Source organism: Pandoraea apista, assembly GCF_001465595.2.
Taxonomy (GTDB): domain Bacteria; phylum Pseudomonadota; class Gammaproteobacteria; order Burkholderiales; family Burkholderiaceae; genus Pandoraea; species Pandoraea apista.
This window is the reverse complement of record NZ_CP013481.2, coordinates 3,955,638-3,973,707: the sequence shown is the minus strand read 5'-3', so window position 1 is coordinate 3,973,707 and position 18,070 is coordinate 3,955,638. Positions and strand designations below refer to the sequence as shown.

The 18,070-nt window shown below is 65.1% G+C and carries 6 protein-coding genes; 5 read left to right on the top strand and 1 reads right to left on the bottom strand.

Translation table 11 applies throughout. The features are described from left to right. Positions 1-2: 2 nt before the first annotated feature. Positions 3-1,367 (bottom strand): MFS transporter, encoded by a 1,365-nt coding sequence (locus AT395_RS17915; RefSeq protein ID WP_048629882.1) that lies wholly within the window; start codon positions 1,365-1,367, stop codon positions 3-5. A gap of 193 nt (positions 1,368-1,560) precedes the next feature. Here AT395_RS17915 and AT395_RS17910 point away from each other — a divergent pair, with 193 nt between their 5' ends. The 5 genes from AT395_RS17910 to AT395_RS17890 all read left to right on the top strand — a co-directional run bounded on the left by AT395_RS17910 (position 1,561) and on the right by AT395_RS17890 (position 17,985). Further along, on the top strand, positions 1,561-2,877 hold the full coding sequence (locus AT395_RS17910) for a citrate synthase (protein WP_224787591.1): 1,317 nt from the start codon (positions 1,561-1,563) through the stop codon (positions 2,875-2,877). 256 nt (positions 2,878-3,133) lie between these two features. Beyond that, positions 3,134-3,835, top strand: a complete 702-nt coding sequence (locus tag AT395_RS17905; RefSeq protein ID WP_048629881.1) for a secretin and TonB N-terminal domain-containing protein — start codon at positions 3,134-3,136, stop codon at positions 3,833-3,835. Beyond that, entirely contained in the window at positions 3,825-4,331 is a 507-nt protein-coding gene (locus AT395_RS17900; protein ID WP_042116836.1) for an RNA polymerase sigma factor, read from the top strand. The genes AT395_RS17905 and AT395_RS17900 overlap by 11 nt, the downstream gene beginning before the upstream one ends. A gap of 213 nt (positions 4,332-4,544) precedes the next feature. Continuing rightward, entirely contained in the window at positions 4,545-5,570 is a 1,026-nt protein-coding gene (locus AT395_RS17895; protein ID WP_058375233.1) for a FecR family protein, read from the top strand. 169 nt (positions 5,571-5,739) lie between these two features. After that, positions 5,740-17,985 carry a filamentous haemagglutinin family protein gene (locus AT395_RS17890; RefSeq protein WP_058375232.1) on the top strand — a complete coding sequence of 4,082 codons (12,246 nt, stop codon included), beginning with the start codon at positions 5,740-5,742 and terminating at the stop codon, positions 17,983-17,985. Positions 17,986-18,070 lie beyond the last annotated feature (85 nt).

Sequence of the window (18,070 nt, the reverse complement as noted above, 5' to 3'; positions counted from 1 at the left end):
AGTCAGTGGCCGAAGGCCGGCGCCTTGGGCAAGTTTTCGGGACGGGCGACGAGGAACACCAGCACGGCAGCCGTGACGAGGGCTGCGCCGAGCACGAAGAACATCACGCCGGCCCCGCCCGTTGTCTGTTGCAGCAGACCCGCGATCGCCGGTCCGCACATCGCGCCGACGCGGGCAATACCGAGGTAGAGGCCGACACCGGTGCTGCGAATCTCCGTCGGGTAGCTCACGGCGACGAGGTTGTTCAGCACCGTCTGCGTGCCGATGACGAACATGCCGGCAACCACGATGCCCAAGAACGTCACCGAGCCCCCGGTGATCGTGCCAAGCACACCGATGGCCGCCGCACCGCACAACCAGGCGAGCGACATGGCCAGACGGCGATTGCCGATGCGGTCTGCCACGACCCCGGTGAGCAGACTGCCGAATGCCGACGCGAAGACCAGCAGCGAGCCGTAGGCAAAACTCGTCGAGAGGTTTTCGCCGCGCTTGAGCATGATCGTCGGCAACCAGCCCGACAGACCGTAAGACGAGAATAGCGACAGCGCGCCCATCGCCCAGAGGCAGATCGTCTGACGGCGGAATTCGCTCGAAAAGAGCGCGGCTACCGAGCCTGCTTTCACGCCGGCGTCCGGCGAGGTAAACGTCGCGTTCGCAAACTCGCTCGCACGAGCAGGCCAAAGGCGGGTGAGCTGTGCCCGCACGTCGTCCTGACGGCCACGACTGGCGAGAAACGAGACCGACTCCGGCAGCACGAATTGCAAGGCCAATGCCAGCACGACCGACAGCGCCCCGACGTAGTACATGCTCTGCCAGCCATGCTGCGGAATCAGCCACGCGGCAATGAAACCGGACGCCGTTGCCCCACCGATCCACCCGCAGGAGAAGAACACAATGGTGAAGACATTGGCGCTGCGTCTGGGCGCGATCTCGTTGATGTAGGTGACGGCAACCGGCATCAGCAAGCCCAATGAGATCCCCATCACGAAACGAAGCGCAATGAAGGTGCGCAGATCGTGCGCGAAGAGGGCGATGGCGAGACTCATCAACCCCGAGAGCCAGATGCCCGTGAGCAACACGCGACGCCGCCCGATGCGATCGCTGAACAACCCCGAGACGGCCGAGCCTGCGGCGAAACCAGCGAGTCCGCACGACAACAGCACGCCGATCTGGCTCGGCGACAGATGCCACAGCGCGCTCACGTCGTGAACGATATAGGCCGCGTTGTAGAGGTCGAAGCCGTCGAACAGCAGGATCAGCGCGAGCAGTGTGCCCAGCCAGTAGTGAAACGCCCCGAGCGGGGCCGATTGCAGCGCGTCGCGAACGTCGATGCGTTCCGATGGCCGCGATGAAGTGTCTTGGGTCATGCCGTGTCTCCGAAGGGACGACCTGTCGAGCGCAAGGAAGTACCGGGCTCGCAGTGTCTTTGTCGTGTTATCGGCGTTGACTTTACTGGGCGATTTTTTGTTTATCAATATTGATTTTTAAAGTCAATATGAATGTGGCATGATGTGCCGCAAAGCCGTCGCAGCCGGGCGGCGGCTATCGCCGAGGGTGACAATGACGCAGCAAACCGATCTGATGACGCGCGAGGAAGTGCTTGCCGTGCTCGACATCAAACCCGCCACGCTTTACGCCTATGTGAGCCGGGGGTTGATCCGGGCGCGTCCGCATGAAGACGGTCGAAAGAGCCTCTATCTGCGTCGCGACGTCGAGCGTCTGGCAACCCGCAAGCGCGGGCGCGCGCCGACCGGTGCCGTGGCCGAATCGACCATGCGCTTCGGCGATCCGGTGCTGCATTCGGCCATTACCCAGATCACGCCGCACGGCCCACGCTATCGCAATCGGCTGGCTATCGATCTGGCGAGCGGCGGGGCATCGTTCGAATCGGTGGTGCATTTGCTGATGACGGGCATCTGGCAAGACAGCATTGCCGAATGGCCCATGCAGGAAACGCCACCCGACGTGTTGCGTTTTCTGTCCGTCTACGACGGCGAAGTGGCGAGTGCCGACATCGGCAACTTGCTGGGCATGGTGCCGTTTGCGCTGGCTATGCACGGGCGCGGCGCACGCGAGCTCGCCGATGGCGCGGCCGTGCAGGCAGCGCGGGCCATGCTGCATTGCATGGCCGGATGCGTTGGATTTCTTGGTCCGCAGCAACGCTTCATCGCGCGCAACGACGATGAAAGCGTCGCGGCGCATGTTTTGCGTGCGGCAGGCAGCGCAGTGACGCCCGTGAGACTTCGCGCGATGAACGCCGCGCTCGTCGTGCTCGCCGACAACGAACTGGCCCCGGCCACTTTTTCGGCGCGCGTTGCGGCGTCTACCAATGCGGATCTGTTTGGTTGTGTGGCGGCGGCCATCGGCTCGCACATCGGCTTCACCACGGGCACCAGCACAGAGAAGATCGAGACGTTGTTACTGTGCGAGCCGTTCGAGGCCCTCGATTCGCGCGTTGGCCGCGTTCGCGAGTACGGCGCCAGTCTGCTCGGTTTCAATCACCCGTTGTATCCCGGCGGCGACGCGCGAGCGGATCTGATGATGCAGATCGCAGGCGAACTGATGAGCGAGACGGATGACGCGACGATTGATGACACGTTGCGGAAAAACACGCGTCTTACGCTCAATTTTCTGGAGCGCATGCGCACCGAAGCGAACGCGCACGCGGGCTTGGCGACGGGGCTCGTTGCGCTCGCCCGCGCGTTGGGACTGCCCGACGGGACATCGACGGCGCTCTGGATCATCGGCCGCTCGGCGGGTTGGGTGGCGCATGTAATGGAGCAACGCACTCAGGCCTTTATGCTGCGTCCGCGTGCGAAGTATGGCTTTGGCGGCCCTGTCGAGGCCGATACGTTTGAGGCGCCCGGCGCAAGATAGGCCTACAGGTCGGACAGGCGGGACAGCGTCCGGCATAAGGGGGCACTGCTCAGGTGTCAGACGTGAGCGCCCCGGCAGATACGGCGCTTGTAACAAAAAATTCACGTCGGACTGCTAGCCTGCGCGAAGAATTCAATTCCGCACGCCCCCGAAGGCCCCGGCTTTGCCCGGGGCCAGTTGTGCGCCAAGTAGCGCGGACATGCTCAGAAACATAGCGATAAGCACGCCGCGGCCGACATTGTTACTGTGCATCGCGATGATCTGTTCCTGCGCTTGCTCTGCCCGTGTCTCGGCGACGGAGGTCGCGCCGGGCGGCGTGATCCCCGCCGATGCCGTGGCGCAGACGCCGTTGCATTTCGATATCCCCGCGCAGCCGCTGCAGTCTGCGCTCGAGGCGTACGGCGCATTCACGGACGTTTCGTTGCTTTATGACAGCTCCCTCACCGCAGGACGTGTTTCCCCGCCTGTGCAAGGTGACATGACCGCGCGCGCGGCGCTCCCGATTTTGCTGGAAGGCAGTGGCCTCACCCCGCGCTATACCGGTGCAAAGACGGTGGCGCTCGTACCCGTGCGCCGCAATGCGCCCGATGTCGCCGACGACACATCCGCAGCGGCCGCGACGGCGCGTCGTTACTTCGGGCTGGTGCAGACACGCGTGCGCGATGCGTTCTGTGCGCAACCGGTGCTGGCGCAGGGCGCCCGGCGTATCGCACTGCGTTTGTGGATCGACGCCACCGGCCAGATCGGCCCGGTTTCGTTGCTCGGCTCCAGCGGAGACGCGAGCATCGATAAGCTGGTCGTGACTTCGTTGCAAGGGGTGCGCATCGGAGAAGCGGTGCCGCCATCGCTTGCTCAGCCGTTCACGTTCGTGATCTTGCCGAAAGCGTCCGGCCGGAGTTGGGGGTGCGAGCCTGCCAACGACGCGAGGCCCGCGACGGGAGGGCTGAATGGCCGATAGTGCGCGCGCCACCTTGCGTGAGCTGCTCGTCCAACGATATGGGCAGCTCAAGACACTGCTCTCTCGCAAGCTCGGCTCTTCCGACCTGGCAGGCGATGCCTTGCAGGACACGTGGGTGCGCCTCGAGAGCACAGAGAACATCGAGCCGGTGCGCAATCCGGGCGCGTATCTGTACCGAATGGCGTATCACGCGGCCATCGACAAGCAACGGGCCGAGGACCGTCGCCTGAGCGTCGGCGAGATCGAGACGATGCTCGATCTGGTGAGCCCCGACCCTGGCCCTGCTCAGATCGCGGAAGCAAACTCCGACCTGAACGAACTGGTGCGCGTGCTGGAGAAGATGCCGCAGCGCCGTCGCGACATTCTGTTGGCGGTGCGTCTCGACGGCCTTGCGCAACGGGAAGTCGCCGAGCGTTTCGGGATTTCCTTGCGTCTGGTCGAACTGGAGCTTAAGCGGGCGCAGGCGTTTTGCGCCGAGCACATCGAACGGAAGTGAATTGGCAATGCGCGTGACACGACTTTATGACGGTCGTGCGACGCGACAAAAAATAATTTGAAGAAAAATTGCGGAATCCGGTAATGGGAAACGTCATGTAATCAAGACGCCCCGAAGTTTAACGAAATCGCACGGATTCTCGCGGATTGGCGGCCTGGATTGCGGAAAGAATAGCCGCCACCGCAAGCAGAGGATCGACAGATACCACCCGACATGAAGGCAGCACCCGACAGCCCGACCCGAATCCCCCCCCGGCAAGCGTCGTACGACGCGCAGGCCGTGAATCGCGACGCCCATGCGTGGGTGCGACGTCTCACGTCTGGCGAAGCTACCGTGGCAGATGCGCAGGCGCTCCAGCAATGGTGCGACGCGAGCCCCTCGCATGCTGCGGCGTTCGCAGACGCGCGTCGCCTGTGGCGCGATATCGGCCCCGCCGGCGAGAGGGTGCGCGCACGCGAGCGTGCCGAGGCTCGGCGCCCTGCGCGTGTCGGCCGCCGTGTATTCCTCGGGGGCGCGCTCGCCTCGGTGGCCGGCATCGGGGCTGCCGTGATTGCCCCGGTTGGCATCTGGGGCGCGATGACCTCGCTGGCCCATGCCGATTACCGTACGTCGGTGGGCGAGCAGCGGCAGATCGCTCTGGCCAATGACGTCACCGTCAATCTGAACACGCAAACCCGCATCGCTTTGATGAACAAGGACGGGGGGGCTGGCGGGGATGCCTCGGGAAGTGCGCGCGCCGGTATCGACTTGCTCGATGGCGAGATTGCCGTCGACAACTCGCGCAGTGCCGGGCGGTTCGTGGTGACGGCGGGTGACGGACGCGCCATCGGCACACAGGCCAATTTCGAAGTGCGTAATCTCGACACGCGCGTCTGCGTGACATGCGTGTCCGGCAACGTGCGCGTGGAATTGGGAAGCCACAGCGTACAGTTGGCGGCGAGTCAGCAAGTGATCTATCAGGGCCGGCATCTCGGGAATGCCATGTCTGTCGACGCGGCCGTCGCCACGGCGTGGCGCTCGGGCGTGCTCGTATTCCGCGACACGCCGCTCGCCGACGTCGTCGGCGAGATCAATCGCTATCGCGCCGGGCGTGTCGTGGTCATCGACAGTCATTTGGCGCAGAGCCGTCTGAGCGGACGGTTCCGCATCGACCGGTTGAGCGAAGTCTTCGCGCAAATTCAGGAAGTACTCGGCGCACGCGTGACGCAGTTGCCCGGCGGCATTGTCGTGGTGGGCTGACATCGGGGCGTGGCGGCGGTGCTGCCCGGGGAGCGCGGAAGCGCGCACGGCAGCATATTTTCGAGGGCGGCTTTGCGGGTTTTGAGAGTGAGCGTCGTCATCAAAGGGAAGGCCGCGCGCATCGACACGTAGCGCGCGGTCGCTAACCGATTGCCACTGCAAAACCGACATGCAACCGAACCCTTTCGTCTCGCTCGCTTCGCCCGATTCCGACACCTCTGCCGACTCGCCACGTAAGCGTCAACGTCAGCGATTCGGATGCGTCATTCGCAGCCTTCATCGAAAACCCCTCGTACAAGCGGCAGCACTCACACTCCTCGCGTCGTCGGCCGCCCACGCACAGCAAGCGTTCAGCAACGCGTGGTTCGCCGCGCGAGGCGCGGCACAGGCCACAGCGTCGCAGACGGGACGCCTGCCCAACGGCATGCCGGTCACGTCGCTCATGGACCCGTCGGCGCAGCAGCAACAGGCGAACGCGCAGTTGCAGCGCTCGATTGCGAATCTGGGCACGGCGGCGCAGAACATTGCCGCGATGCAGGCCGCGCAGGCCAATGCGCGTGCGGCGGCTGGCAATACGGATGCGACGATTCCCGACGGTCTGAGCGAGGGCGGCCTGAAGGTCGACACGAACAGCCTGACCAAAGGCTGGATCAACGCGCAGGCGCCCACGCAAACGAGCGCCAACGGCAAAACCAACGTCAACATTGCGCAAACGGCCGACAAGGCAATCCTGAACTGGGAGACGTTCAACGTCGGGCGCAATACGTCGGTGAACTTCGCACAGCAAAGCGATTGGGCGGCGCTCAATCGCGTGAATGATCCGAATGCACGTCCGAGCCAGATTCAGGGGCAGATTCACGGCGACGGCACAGTGCTGATCCTGAACCGCAACGGTGTGATCTTCGGTGGGACGAGTCAGGTCGATACGCGCAATCTGGTGGTGGCGGCGGCGCGCATGAGCGACGCGCAGTTCCAGACCGGTGGGATTTACGGGGCGAACGGCACGACACCGAGCTTCACCGATGCGCTGGGCAAGGTCGAAGTGCAGGCGGGTGCGAACATCACGACCCGCACGCCGACGTCGGTGACGCAGGGCGGCGGCTATGTGCTGCTGCTGGGCAACCAGGTGAGTAATGCGGGCGCCATCGTCACCCCGCAAGGGCAGGTGGCGCTCGCCGCGGGTGATAGCTTCGTGATTCGCAAGGGCGTCGGCACGGATGCGAATACGGCATCGACCACGCGCGGCAACGAAATCTCGCCGCAGTTCGTTGCGCAGAGCACGGCGGGCAAGGTGGTCAATACGGGCTTGTTGATGGCGTCGGAAGGCGACATTACGCTGGCGGGCCGCGACGTTCAGCAGCTAGGCACGGCGGTGTCGACCACGACGGTGAACACGCGCGGCACGATCCACTTGCTGAACTCGGCGAGCGACACGCAGGGCAAGGTGACGCTGGGCAGCGGGGCGCTCACGTCGGTGCTCATCAGCGACAGCGGCGCGACCGCCCTTGACAGCCAGCGCACGGCACTGATTCAGGATTCGGCCACGCAGGACGCACTGCGCGCGGGCACTTCCAGCGGACTGTTCGACAACCTCTCGAAGCTCTCGGATCGTCGCGATCAATCGCGCGTCGAGATCGTGAGCGGTGGCAACGTGGAATTCCAGAGCGATTCGCTCACGCTGGCCACGGGCGGACAGATTGCCGTGAGTGCGACGGGCCGCAGTTTCGTGGCGAACCGTGCGCAACTCGACGTGTCGGGTGCGGTCGGCGTGTCGCTGTCGATGGACAGCAACAACGTCAAGGTGAACGTGCAGGGCAACGAGCAACGCGACGCGCCGGGCAACCGCGATAACGCCGCGTTGAACAACGCAAACGTCTGGATCGATCGCCGCCGTCTGGTCTATGTTCCGGCCTCTGTGGGGGGCTACGCGAACGAGCGCTGGTACACCCCGGGCGGTTTGCTCGAAGTCGGCGGCTACCTGGCGAATCAGGCGCACGGCATTGGCGAATGGGCCGCGCAGGGCGGTACGGTCACGATCGGCGGCAACGAGGTTGTCACGCAAAAGGGCGCGCTCATCAACTTGTCGGGCGGCTCGCTCGACGTGCAGACGGGTTACCTGAACCAGTCGTGGCTCAAAGGCGCAGACGGTCAGCTCTACAACGTCAACACCGCGCCGTCGAATGTGCTCTACACGGGCGTGTACAACGGCTTCGAAGTCGATCATCCGCGCTGGGGCAAGAACACGACCGAGTCGTATGCGACCCCGCTGATCGCGCCGCAACGGGTGCTGCAAAACGGCTATACCGTGGGGCGGGATGCCGGCCGTCTGTCGATCTCAGCGCCCACCGCCGTGCTCGAAGGGGACGTGGTCGCCAACGTCTACACCGGACCGGTGCAGACGCAGGCGCGTCCGTCGAGCCTGACCGATGGCTACGCATTGAGTCAGTTCACGGTCGCGCGTGCCGGTTCGCTTACGCTCGGCCAGTACACGGGCGCGGGCCGCACGGGGGCTTTCACGACGGATGTCGTGATCGGCGGCATTGCCGACATCACCTCGGCCTTGTCGGCGGCCGACACGCTGGACCCCTCGCGCGCCAACACCCTCTGGCTCGATGCCTCGCGCGTGAACGCCACGGGCTATGGCGAAATGGATCTCGTGACCTCGGGCGACGTGAAGGTGCGCAGCGATCTGCGTCTGGATAACGGTGGCCGCCTGTCGCTGGTCGCGCCGTATGTCGATGTGTCGGGCAATCTGACGGTGCCGTCGGGGACGGTCAACATCTCCAATACGTACCTGCGCGAGGGTGACAAGTACGCCACCGCACTCTTTTCGCCCAACGGCACTGTCGGGCTGACGTTGTTGCCCGGCGCGCGCATCGACGTGCGCGGTCTCTGGGTCAATGGCAGCACCAACCCAGGGTCGCTCTCCAAGGTGGCGTTCATCAACGGCGGCAACGTCACGCTCGATTCGACGAGTGACCTGACGCTCGGCGACGGCAGCGTGATCGATGTGTCCTCAGGCGCTGCAATCCTCGCCAATGGCAAGACCCGGGGCGGCACGGGCGGTAATGTGACGCTGATCGCCGGCGATTCGGCGAGTAACGTCAATGTGAGCGTCGGCACGCTCATCCTGAACGGCACGATCAACGCCTACGGCGTGAACGGTGGCGGCAAGCTGACCGTCTCGACGCCCGACGCCATCTTGATCGGTGCGAACGCGGCGCTCGCGGGCGGCGAACTGGCCGCCGGCACGTCGGTGGATATTGCCGTGAAACTGGCCGAACCGTACACCGTGCCCGCCGGCACACCACTGCCGTTCTCCTCGATAGACGCCCATACCCGGCTGATCTTGGACGTCCCGTTCCCGGTGCCGATCCAGCTCGACGTCGCACCGACCGTACCGACGGCGGCGGACTGGGTCGTGCCGGACGGCGTGAACGTATATGCGTACCGGGCAGGGCCGAATTCGGGTTACGATCGCTATTACGCTGGCGCCACGCTGCCCAAAGGCAAGCTGATCTTCAACATCTTCGGCGCGAACAGCAGCGACGGCGCCCTCCCCGTCGGCACGATCATTCCGTCGAGCGTGTTCCCCGTTGGCTTTGCGATTCGCCCGTACCAGATCGTGTACACGGCAGGTACGGTGAGTAACGTCGATGTGACCTATCCGGTGGGTGTCGTCATTCCGGCGGGCACAACCCTTGCGCGCACCATCGCCATCACACCGGTCCCGATGTTCAATGCGGGGGCTTCGGGCAGCAATACGCCGTTCTTCAGCGCGGGTTTTTCCAGCTACGACATCAATGGCGGCCAGGGCGTGCGTGTCGATAACGGCGTAACGCTCGCACCGGTCATGCCGGTCTATCGCTTGACGGCGGACAGCCCGATGGCACCGACGGGCAGCGATCCGTCGAAGGTCATGACCCTGACACTGCCGCCGCTGGTTGCCGAGAATGCTCAGACCGCCACGCTCACGCAGCGCGCCGGGGCGAGTCTCGCGCTGCGCTCCCTCGGCAAGGACTATCAGGGCAACATGACGGGGCGCGAGGTCAGCATCGGCAAAGGTGCGACGCTCGCCGTCGACCCGGGGCAGAGCCTCACGCTCGATGCCTTCGGCCGCATCACCGTCGACGGCTCGCTCATTGCGCGCGGCGGGAAGATCGCGTTGACGTCGGAAGCCGACAACGTACTGGCGAGCGCGCGCAACTTCGACGCGAGCGGCAACAACCTCGGCATGTCGATCTGGCTGGGGCCGACGGCACTGCTCGACGTCTCTGGCTTTGGCTACACAGCCACGGATGCCACGGGGCGTCAGTACGGCACGGTGTCGGATGGCGGCAGCATCACGATCAACGGCGGTCCCTCGTTCGTGATCGTGCGCCCGGGGGCCGAGCTCAATGCCGACGGCGCGGTGGTGAGCGTCGCCACGTCAACCGTGTCGGGACAACTGATGAATGCCAAGGGCACGACGACGCTCGCGTCCAGCGGCGGCACCGTCTCGCTCAGTTCGACGAGTGGATTGATGCTCGACGGCAACGCCCATGCCAAAGCGGGGGGCGCCGGCGCTTTGGGCGGAGATTTGTCGCTCTCGCTCATCACGCCGCAGTTCCTGGACCCGTGGGGGCAGTTGCCGGGGAACGTCACCGTGCCGGGGCAGTTCGTGGTGACGGAAACGCGCGGCGTACCCACGGCACTGTCGGGACCGGATGCTGTCTCGGCACTCGCGTTCGGCAAGGCTGCCGTGAGCGTCGACCAGATCAGGGAGGGGGGCTTCAGCGGCGTGTCGCTGATGGTCACCGACATGATGATCTTCCCGGGCGATGTCTCGCTCTCGCTCGACAAGAGCCTCAAGCTCACGGCGAATGCTTTTACGTCCTCGGCGCCGCAGACTGGCACCGTCGTGCCGTCGAGCAACACGGTTCGCCTCACCGCACCCTACGTGAGCCTGACCGGCACGCCATCCATCTACAAGGATGGCTATCGCAGCGGCAGCATCGGCGCACCGGGCTCGGCCCCGGTCCCTACGACGGCAACGTTCGAAGTCGATGCGAATCTCATCGATCTGCAAGGCCCGCTGTCGTTCTCGCCAAGCCTGTCGGCACCGGTGACAGGCTTTCTCACGACACGTCTGGTCAGTCAGGGTGATATCCGCTTCCTGCCCACGCCGGCGATCCAGCAGGGCACGACGTTGCTCTCCGCCTGGGACATCGAACTCGACGGCGCGCAGATCTATCCGACGACCGGTGCGGTCGCGAACATCGTGGCGGGCCAGCGAAATCGCGACTACGACGGAACGCTCACGTTCGGCCGCACCACATCGAGCGTGCCGGACATGCCGATGACCGCGTTCGGCACGCTCACGTTTTCCGCGCCGAAGATCCGTCAGGGCGGCATCCTGCGAGCGCCGCTGGGCCGTCTGATCTTCGGCCAGACGGACGCCGCAGTGCCCGGCGAGGGGGCCCCCGAGGTCAAGTCCATCGAGTTGCTGCCCGGCAGCATCACCTCGGTGTCGTCGAACGGTCTGAGGATGCCTTACGGCGGCACGTTCGACGGCGTGACGTACAGCTTCAATGGTGCGAGTGTCACACCGTTGCAGGCAGGCGGCTTCACCGGTGGCGGCTGGCAGATCAGTTCAGGCATCGGCCTGAAGGGCGACGTCGTGACGGTCGACAGCGGCGCGGTGCTCGACCTGTCGGGCGGCGGCACACTCACCGGCGCGGGATTCGTGTCCGGCCGCGGCGGTTCGGTCAACGTGCTCAACACGCCGTTGGTCAACGCGAACCCGACCATGAAGCTGAGCAAGGCGGGCGACAAGGTCTACGCCATCGTGCCGGGCTACGCGTCGAACTATGCACCGGTCTCACCGGAAAACGGCGCGGGCGATCCGGCCGTGGGCCAACGCATCACCATCGGCGACGGCGTGCCGGGCCTGCCTGCCGGCACCTATACGCTGCTGCCGTCGAACTACGCGCTGCTGCCCGGCGCGTACCGCGTCGAGATCGGCGGCACCGGACAGATTCTGCCGGGCACGCCGACGGCCGCCGGCAACGGCACCTATCTGGCGGCGGGCTATATGAGTACCGCCAACACCGGCGCGCGCAGCCAACTGCCGTCTACGCTGCTGGTCACCCCGGGTACGGCTGTGCGCAAGTATTCGCAGTACAACGAGCAGAGCTACGCCGACTTTTTCTCGGCGCAGGCAGCGCAATTCGGCAACCTCGTGCCGATGCTGCCGCGCGATGGGCGAGTGCTCGATATCTTGTTCACATCGCCTGGCACGCCCGCAACGGGGCCGGTGTTCTCGTTCCAGGGGCAGGCCAACTTCCAGGCGGCACCGGGTGGCATCGCCGGGCAGGTGGCCGTGGAGAACGTCGGCGAAATCACCGCAGGCACACCCACGGCCGGATTCGGCGGCGTTTCGGTCGGTGCGAACGATCTGAGCGCTATCAACGCACCGCGCCTGAGCATCAATGGCTACGCGTCGGCGAAGGTCGGGCAGTACATGTTCGGCAACAGCGGCGTCAGCGTCAATGATCTGTTCGTGCGCGACGGCGTGACGCTATCCGCCGGAGAGCTCTACCTGATCGGCAACAACATCACGCTCGGCAACGGCGTAACGCTCACGACCGTCGGCAAGGGGCCGGCCCCGTTCGACACGGCGTCGACCGGCATGCCCTACGTCGCCGGCAACTACACGGTGCTTGGCCTCTCGAATGGCGAGATCGAATTCGGCGGCGCACAAACGAGTCGGGGCAGTATCACCATCGGTGCAGGCTCGAGCCTCTTCGCCGAGGGTTCGCTGGTTTTCTCGACCAACGGTGCCTCGACGCTCGATCCGACGTCGCGCTTCGGTGCACGCAACATCACGCTGGCCGTCGGCTCGCTCAATGTCGGCGATGCAGCGCAAGTGGCCGCCGCAGGCAATCCGGCAGGCATGCTGTTCAATCAGGCCATGCTCTCGACGCTGATGCACGGCGACCCGGCAAGCGGGGCGCCCGCACTCGAGAAGCTCACGCTGGGTGCAGCAGGCGCGATCAATGTCTTCGGGAGCAGTCGCCTCGATACCCGCGGCTCCGGTGTGAGCGTCGTGCTCAAGGCCCCTGCGATCTACGGTTACGGTGCGGTGGGCGACCATGCGACGATCGCGGCCGATCAACTGATATGGAACGGTGTAGCCGATGCGCTGGCACCGGCGCTGGTCGGCGCACCGGGCAGTGGCATGTTGAGTCTGATCGCGAAGGAAATCGATCTCGGCACATTCGCGCCGGTCGACACGACGAGCGCCACGCGCACGATGTACGGCTTCGGTAACGTCGATCTCACTGCCAGCGACCGCATTGTCTCGGCAGGCAACAGCAAGCTCTTCGTGTATCAGGCGCCGAGCACGCAAAGCGGAGACGTGTTCGGTCAGAGCGGCACGGGTGGCAACCTGACGCTCGCCACGCCGCTGCTGACCGGCGTGCAGAAGTCGGTCATCGCTTACACGGCAGGCGGCACGCTAGACGTCGTGGCCCCGGCGGGCACGACGCCCAGTGCGGTCACGTCGAGCGTGGCGGGGGCGGAGATCGATCTGACCGGCGATACCGTACATCTCGGCACGACGGTCCTGTTGCCGAGTGGCAAGTTTGCCGTCGACGCGACACATGACATCGTGCTCGCCGACGGCAGCCGCATCGACCTGAGCGGGCAGACGTCGCGTATTCAGGCGGCGACCCTCTACGGCTTCGGCGGCACTGCGGTGTTCACGAGCGCACAAGGCGGCGTTTCGCAGTCGTCGGGTTCGATCATCGACGTCTCGGCTCAGAACAATCATGCAGGCACGATCACCGTCGACGGCAGTACCGGCACCGTCGCGCTGGGCGGACAATTGCGCGGCAACGCGAACGCGGGGTTCGTCAGCGGGGACTTCGGCGCGTCGGCCGGGACTTTCGCGGATTTCGCCGGACTCAACACGCGGCTCAATGGCGGTGGCTTCTTCGATGCGCGCAGTTTTGTGCAGAAGCAGGGCGATCTGGTGGTCGGCGACGGCGTGAAGGCGCACAAGGTCAACCTGTCGGTCGATAACGGCAGCCTGACGGTGAGCGGCACTATCGATGCGTCCGGCACCTCGCCGGGCACGATCCGACTTTCCGCAGGCAACGGACTCACGCTCGCTGGCACGGCAGTGCTCGATGCGCATGGCACGAAGCTCCAGGTCGACAGCTACGGCGCACCCGTCGAGTCGAAGAATCGCGGTCATATCGAGTTGACGACGTCGGGCGGACGAATGACGCTCTCGCCGGGCGCAACACTCGATCTGAGCACGCCGGACGGCAAGTCCTACGGCGACGTCGTGCTGAACGCGATGCGCACGGGCGAAACCTCGGGCGACATCGCCATCGACGCGATGGGGCCGCTGACGATTCGCGGCGCGAACAGCATTGCGCTCAATGGTTTCTGGACATACAACCTCGCGCCGGGCAGCGCGATCTCGCAGGCAACGCTCGACGGCTACGACACCGCGAGCACGGCGTTCATGAACGCCGCGGCGGGCAACGGTGCACTGGCGGCACGCACCGCGGGCCTGTCGGCCTACGGCAGCGCCTACCACCTGCGCCCGGGCGTGCAGATTGCCTCGACCGGCGATCTTTCGACGATCGGCGATATTGATCTCGCGAAGTACCGTTATGGCGCGTCTGCCAACCGCGACCCGAATTCGGCGACTTACGGCGCAGGCGAGCCGATGGCGCTTGCGATCCGGGCGGGCGGTAATCTGACCATTGGAGGCAGCCTCTCGGACGGGTTCCAGTCCACGAGCGGTACGCCGGCGGTCTACAGTGCGATCGATTACGCGAACGACCCGAAATCCGAACTGTGGTCGCCCAGTTACTCCGGTCTGAGCAATTCCAGCTACGCCTTCCAGATCGCTGTCGCATTGATGTCTGACTGGACCGTGCCGGACGACGCGTTTTACCAGCAGATGGTGACGGACTACGGCGTTCCGTTCGTGGATACGAATGGCCGTGCCTACGGACCCGGCGATACGATCCGCGCAGGCACCATGCTCGACCCCGGCCCGTCGTCGGGGGGGAATGACTACCTGATGTTCGAAGTCTCGAACCTGCCCGCCATCGGGCGGATGGCGTCCCCCGCAGTCCCTGGTGCCGCGCCCACTTCGCCGATGGCAGCCATGCTCGCCCCCGGTTCGCTCTCGGCGTCGGTGCGCCTCGTCGGTGGCGCCGATCTTGCGGCCGCCGATCAGCGCGCCATGCAATCGATGCGCACACTGGCAGGCAGCGGCAACGTGACGTTGAGCGACGCCGCGTACACCAACGCGCAACGCGCCACGGCGTTCAGCGTGCTGCGCACCGGCACCGGAAGTCTGGAAATCCTGGCTGGCGGAAGTTTCAGCGAAGCCACGCCTTATGGCGTCTACACGGCGGGCACGGCGTCGGCGCCGATCCTCGCGGCCGATGGCAGCAATCCGTACAACCTGCCGGCCACGGCGTCAGGCGGCGCTGTGCAGGTCTGGTATCCGGAGCACGGTGGCGACATGCTGCTCGTCGCGCAGCAGGACGTCACCGGCAATATCCAGATCGCCGATAACTCGGTGCGCTATAACAACAGTAACCTCACGTCGAACTGGTTGTGGCGTCAGGGCGGTGCCGGGCTGACGCAGGACCCGGCGGCATGGGGCATCAACTTCGGCTCGCTGGCGCAGGTCAACCCGAACAGCCTCACGCAGTCGATTGTCGGGTTCCAGGGCATTGGCACGCTCGGGGGCGGGAATCTGACCGTGGACGCCGGGCGCAACGCCGGCGTAATGACGTCGGGCAACGTATTGCAATCGACCGGTCTCGACCTCGTCGTCGCCTCGACCGAGCGCGTGCTCTCCGATGGCACGGTGATCCAGACCGGCGGCGGCGATGTGAGCCTGAAGGTCGGCGGGATGCTCAACGGACGCTCGTCTCTGGCGCAGCAGTCCGACCGTCCGTCCGACTACTTCGGCAATGTCACGAACCTGCGCGGCGATGCAAGCATCGATGCAGGCTCGATCGGCACGATGGCCCCGTTCGGCAACGGCAGCTACTGGAAGTCGTTCGATCCGCGTGTGCAACTGTTGACGACGATCAAGGGCGTGACGCAAACACGCGGGCCGACACTCGTTCCGGGTGACGGGACGGTCAGCATGAGCGCACGTGGCGATCTGGTGCTCGGCGGCGTTGGCGACGCGGGCATGATCCCGACTGCGGACACCAAGGGCGGGTACTACACGGACAGCACAGGCACCGTTGGCAAGGGCGGGTATACGCAGTTCACACTGTTCCGGCCGTCCAGCAAGGTGTCCTTGTTCTCGGCCGGTGGCGACGTGATGCCCATGGACGGCGGCGCCTCAGGCAACGCGATCAACAACGCCGGCACGTTCTTCCCGGGTAGCCTCAGCGTGACGGCCGCCAATGGCGACATCCGCTTCAAGACGGGCATGACGCCGGATGACCCGAGAACCGACCTGGAGTTGATCGCCTCGCCCGTGGGGCAGCTCGAGATATATGCGGCAGGTACGATCTACGGTCAGGGCGGAACTGTCTCGATGTCCGGTGCCGACATGGTGGCGTTGGCCACGCCGCAGCACGTCTTCTTTCAGACGTTCAACGGCGGAGCGCTTAACAGCGCGTCGACCGATGCGGCCATTCGTCAGAATGCCCGCACGCCGCTCGCCTACGGCGAAGACACGGTGACGTCGGCGCTCCACGCAGGCGACAGCGTGCCCGCCCGCATCTATGCAGGCGTGGATATCGACGATCTGGGGCTGGGCAAGACGCTCAAGATGGTCAATGACCCGGTGGCGCAGTTCATCCCGTCGCACAACGCCTGGTACGTTGCCGCCAAGCCGTTCGAGGTTATGGCGGGGCGAGACATCGTCGGCATGGGGACGGCACCGGACACGTTCGCGAATGTAACCGGCAGCGACATCACCCTGATGCAGGCCGGACGCGACATCCTCTACCAGTCGGCGAACATTCTCGGACCGGGGCTGTTGCAGATGCAGGCCGGGCGAAATCTGTATCAGGGCTATTACGGCATGCTAACGAGTGTGGGCGATGTGATTCATCCGTCGAACACGAGCGGCGGTGCAGGGATCTCGGTGTTGGCTGGGGTAGGCGCCAACGGCCCGGACTACGCCGGTTTTGCCAAGACGTACTTCGATCCGGCGAACCAGTCGCCCGGCGGCATTGCGCCGGCGGGCAGCGGTAAGGTGGCGCACGCCTATGGCGAAGAATTGGTGACATGGCTCAAGGGGCGTTTCGGCTACGACGGCACCCCGGCCGATGCCCTCGCGTACTTCCTCGCGTTGCCCACCGCCCAGCAAGGCGTGTTCGTGCGCGACGTGTACTTCCGGGAGTTGCTGCTTGGCGGCCGTGAATACAACGACTCGGGCAGCCCGCGCTATGGCAGCTATCTGCGCGGACGCGACGCCATTGCGACGCTGTTCCCCACGAACGATACCGCCGGTCGCCCCAATGACTACAACGGCGCGATCACGATGTTCAGCAGCGTGGTCGGGATGAACAACGTCAATGGCGTGAACATTCCCGTCACCAGCGACGCCGGGGTGCGCACCAACTTCGGCGGCAGCATTCAGATGCTCAACCCGGGCGGCCGCACGCTGGTCGGCGTTGAAGGCGTCACGCCGGGCGCAGCCGCCGGTGTGGTCACGCAGGGCGAAGGCGACATTCAGCTCTACAGCCGCGACAGCATTCTGCTCGGTCTGTCGCGAGTGATGACGACCTTCGGCGGCAGCATTCAGGCGTGGTCGGCGCAGGGCGATATCAACGCGGGGCGCGGTTCGAAGACGACCGTGCTCTACACGCCGCCCAAGCGTGTGTACGACGGCATGGGCGACGTGACGCTCTCGCCATCGGTGCCGTCGAGCGGGGCTGGTATCGCCACGCTGGCGCCGCTGCCGGAAGTGCCGGGCGGCGACATCGATCTGGTCGCCCCGCTGGGTACCATCGACGCAGGGGAAGCGGGCATTCGCGTGTCGGGCAACGTCAACTTCGCGGCGCTCGCGGTCGTGAACGCGGCCAACGTGCAGGTGCAGGGTAAGTCGACGGGCTTGCCGGTGATCGCGGCCGTCAATGTCGGCGCGCTGACCAATGCGAGCGCCACGGCGGCACAGGCAGCGTCGGCCGCACAGGACGCGATGGCGCGAGAGCGAGTGGCGCAGCGTCAGAACGCACCGTCGATCTTCTCGGTGCGGATGCTGGGCGGACCGGATTCTGGTGCCCCCGCAGCAGGTGCGAAGGGCGCGATGGCGTTACCCCCGGCGCGTGTCAGCTACGACCCCGCGAGCGCATTCCAACTGGTTGGGAATGGTGAGTTGACCGAAGCACAGAAGACGCAACTCACCCGTGAGGAAAAGGCGCATCTGTGACAGCGCCGGCGCCGTTACAAAAAATAATCTGCGGATTTGCCCTTCGATATCCGTCTTGTCATTGAGGCTTGCCGTCAGCCGGCAG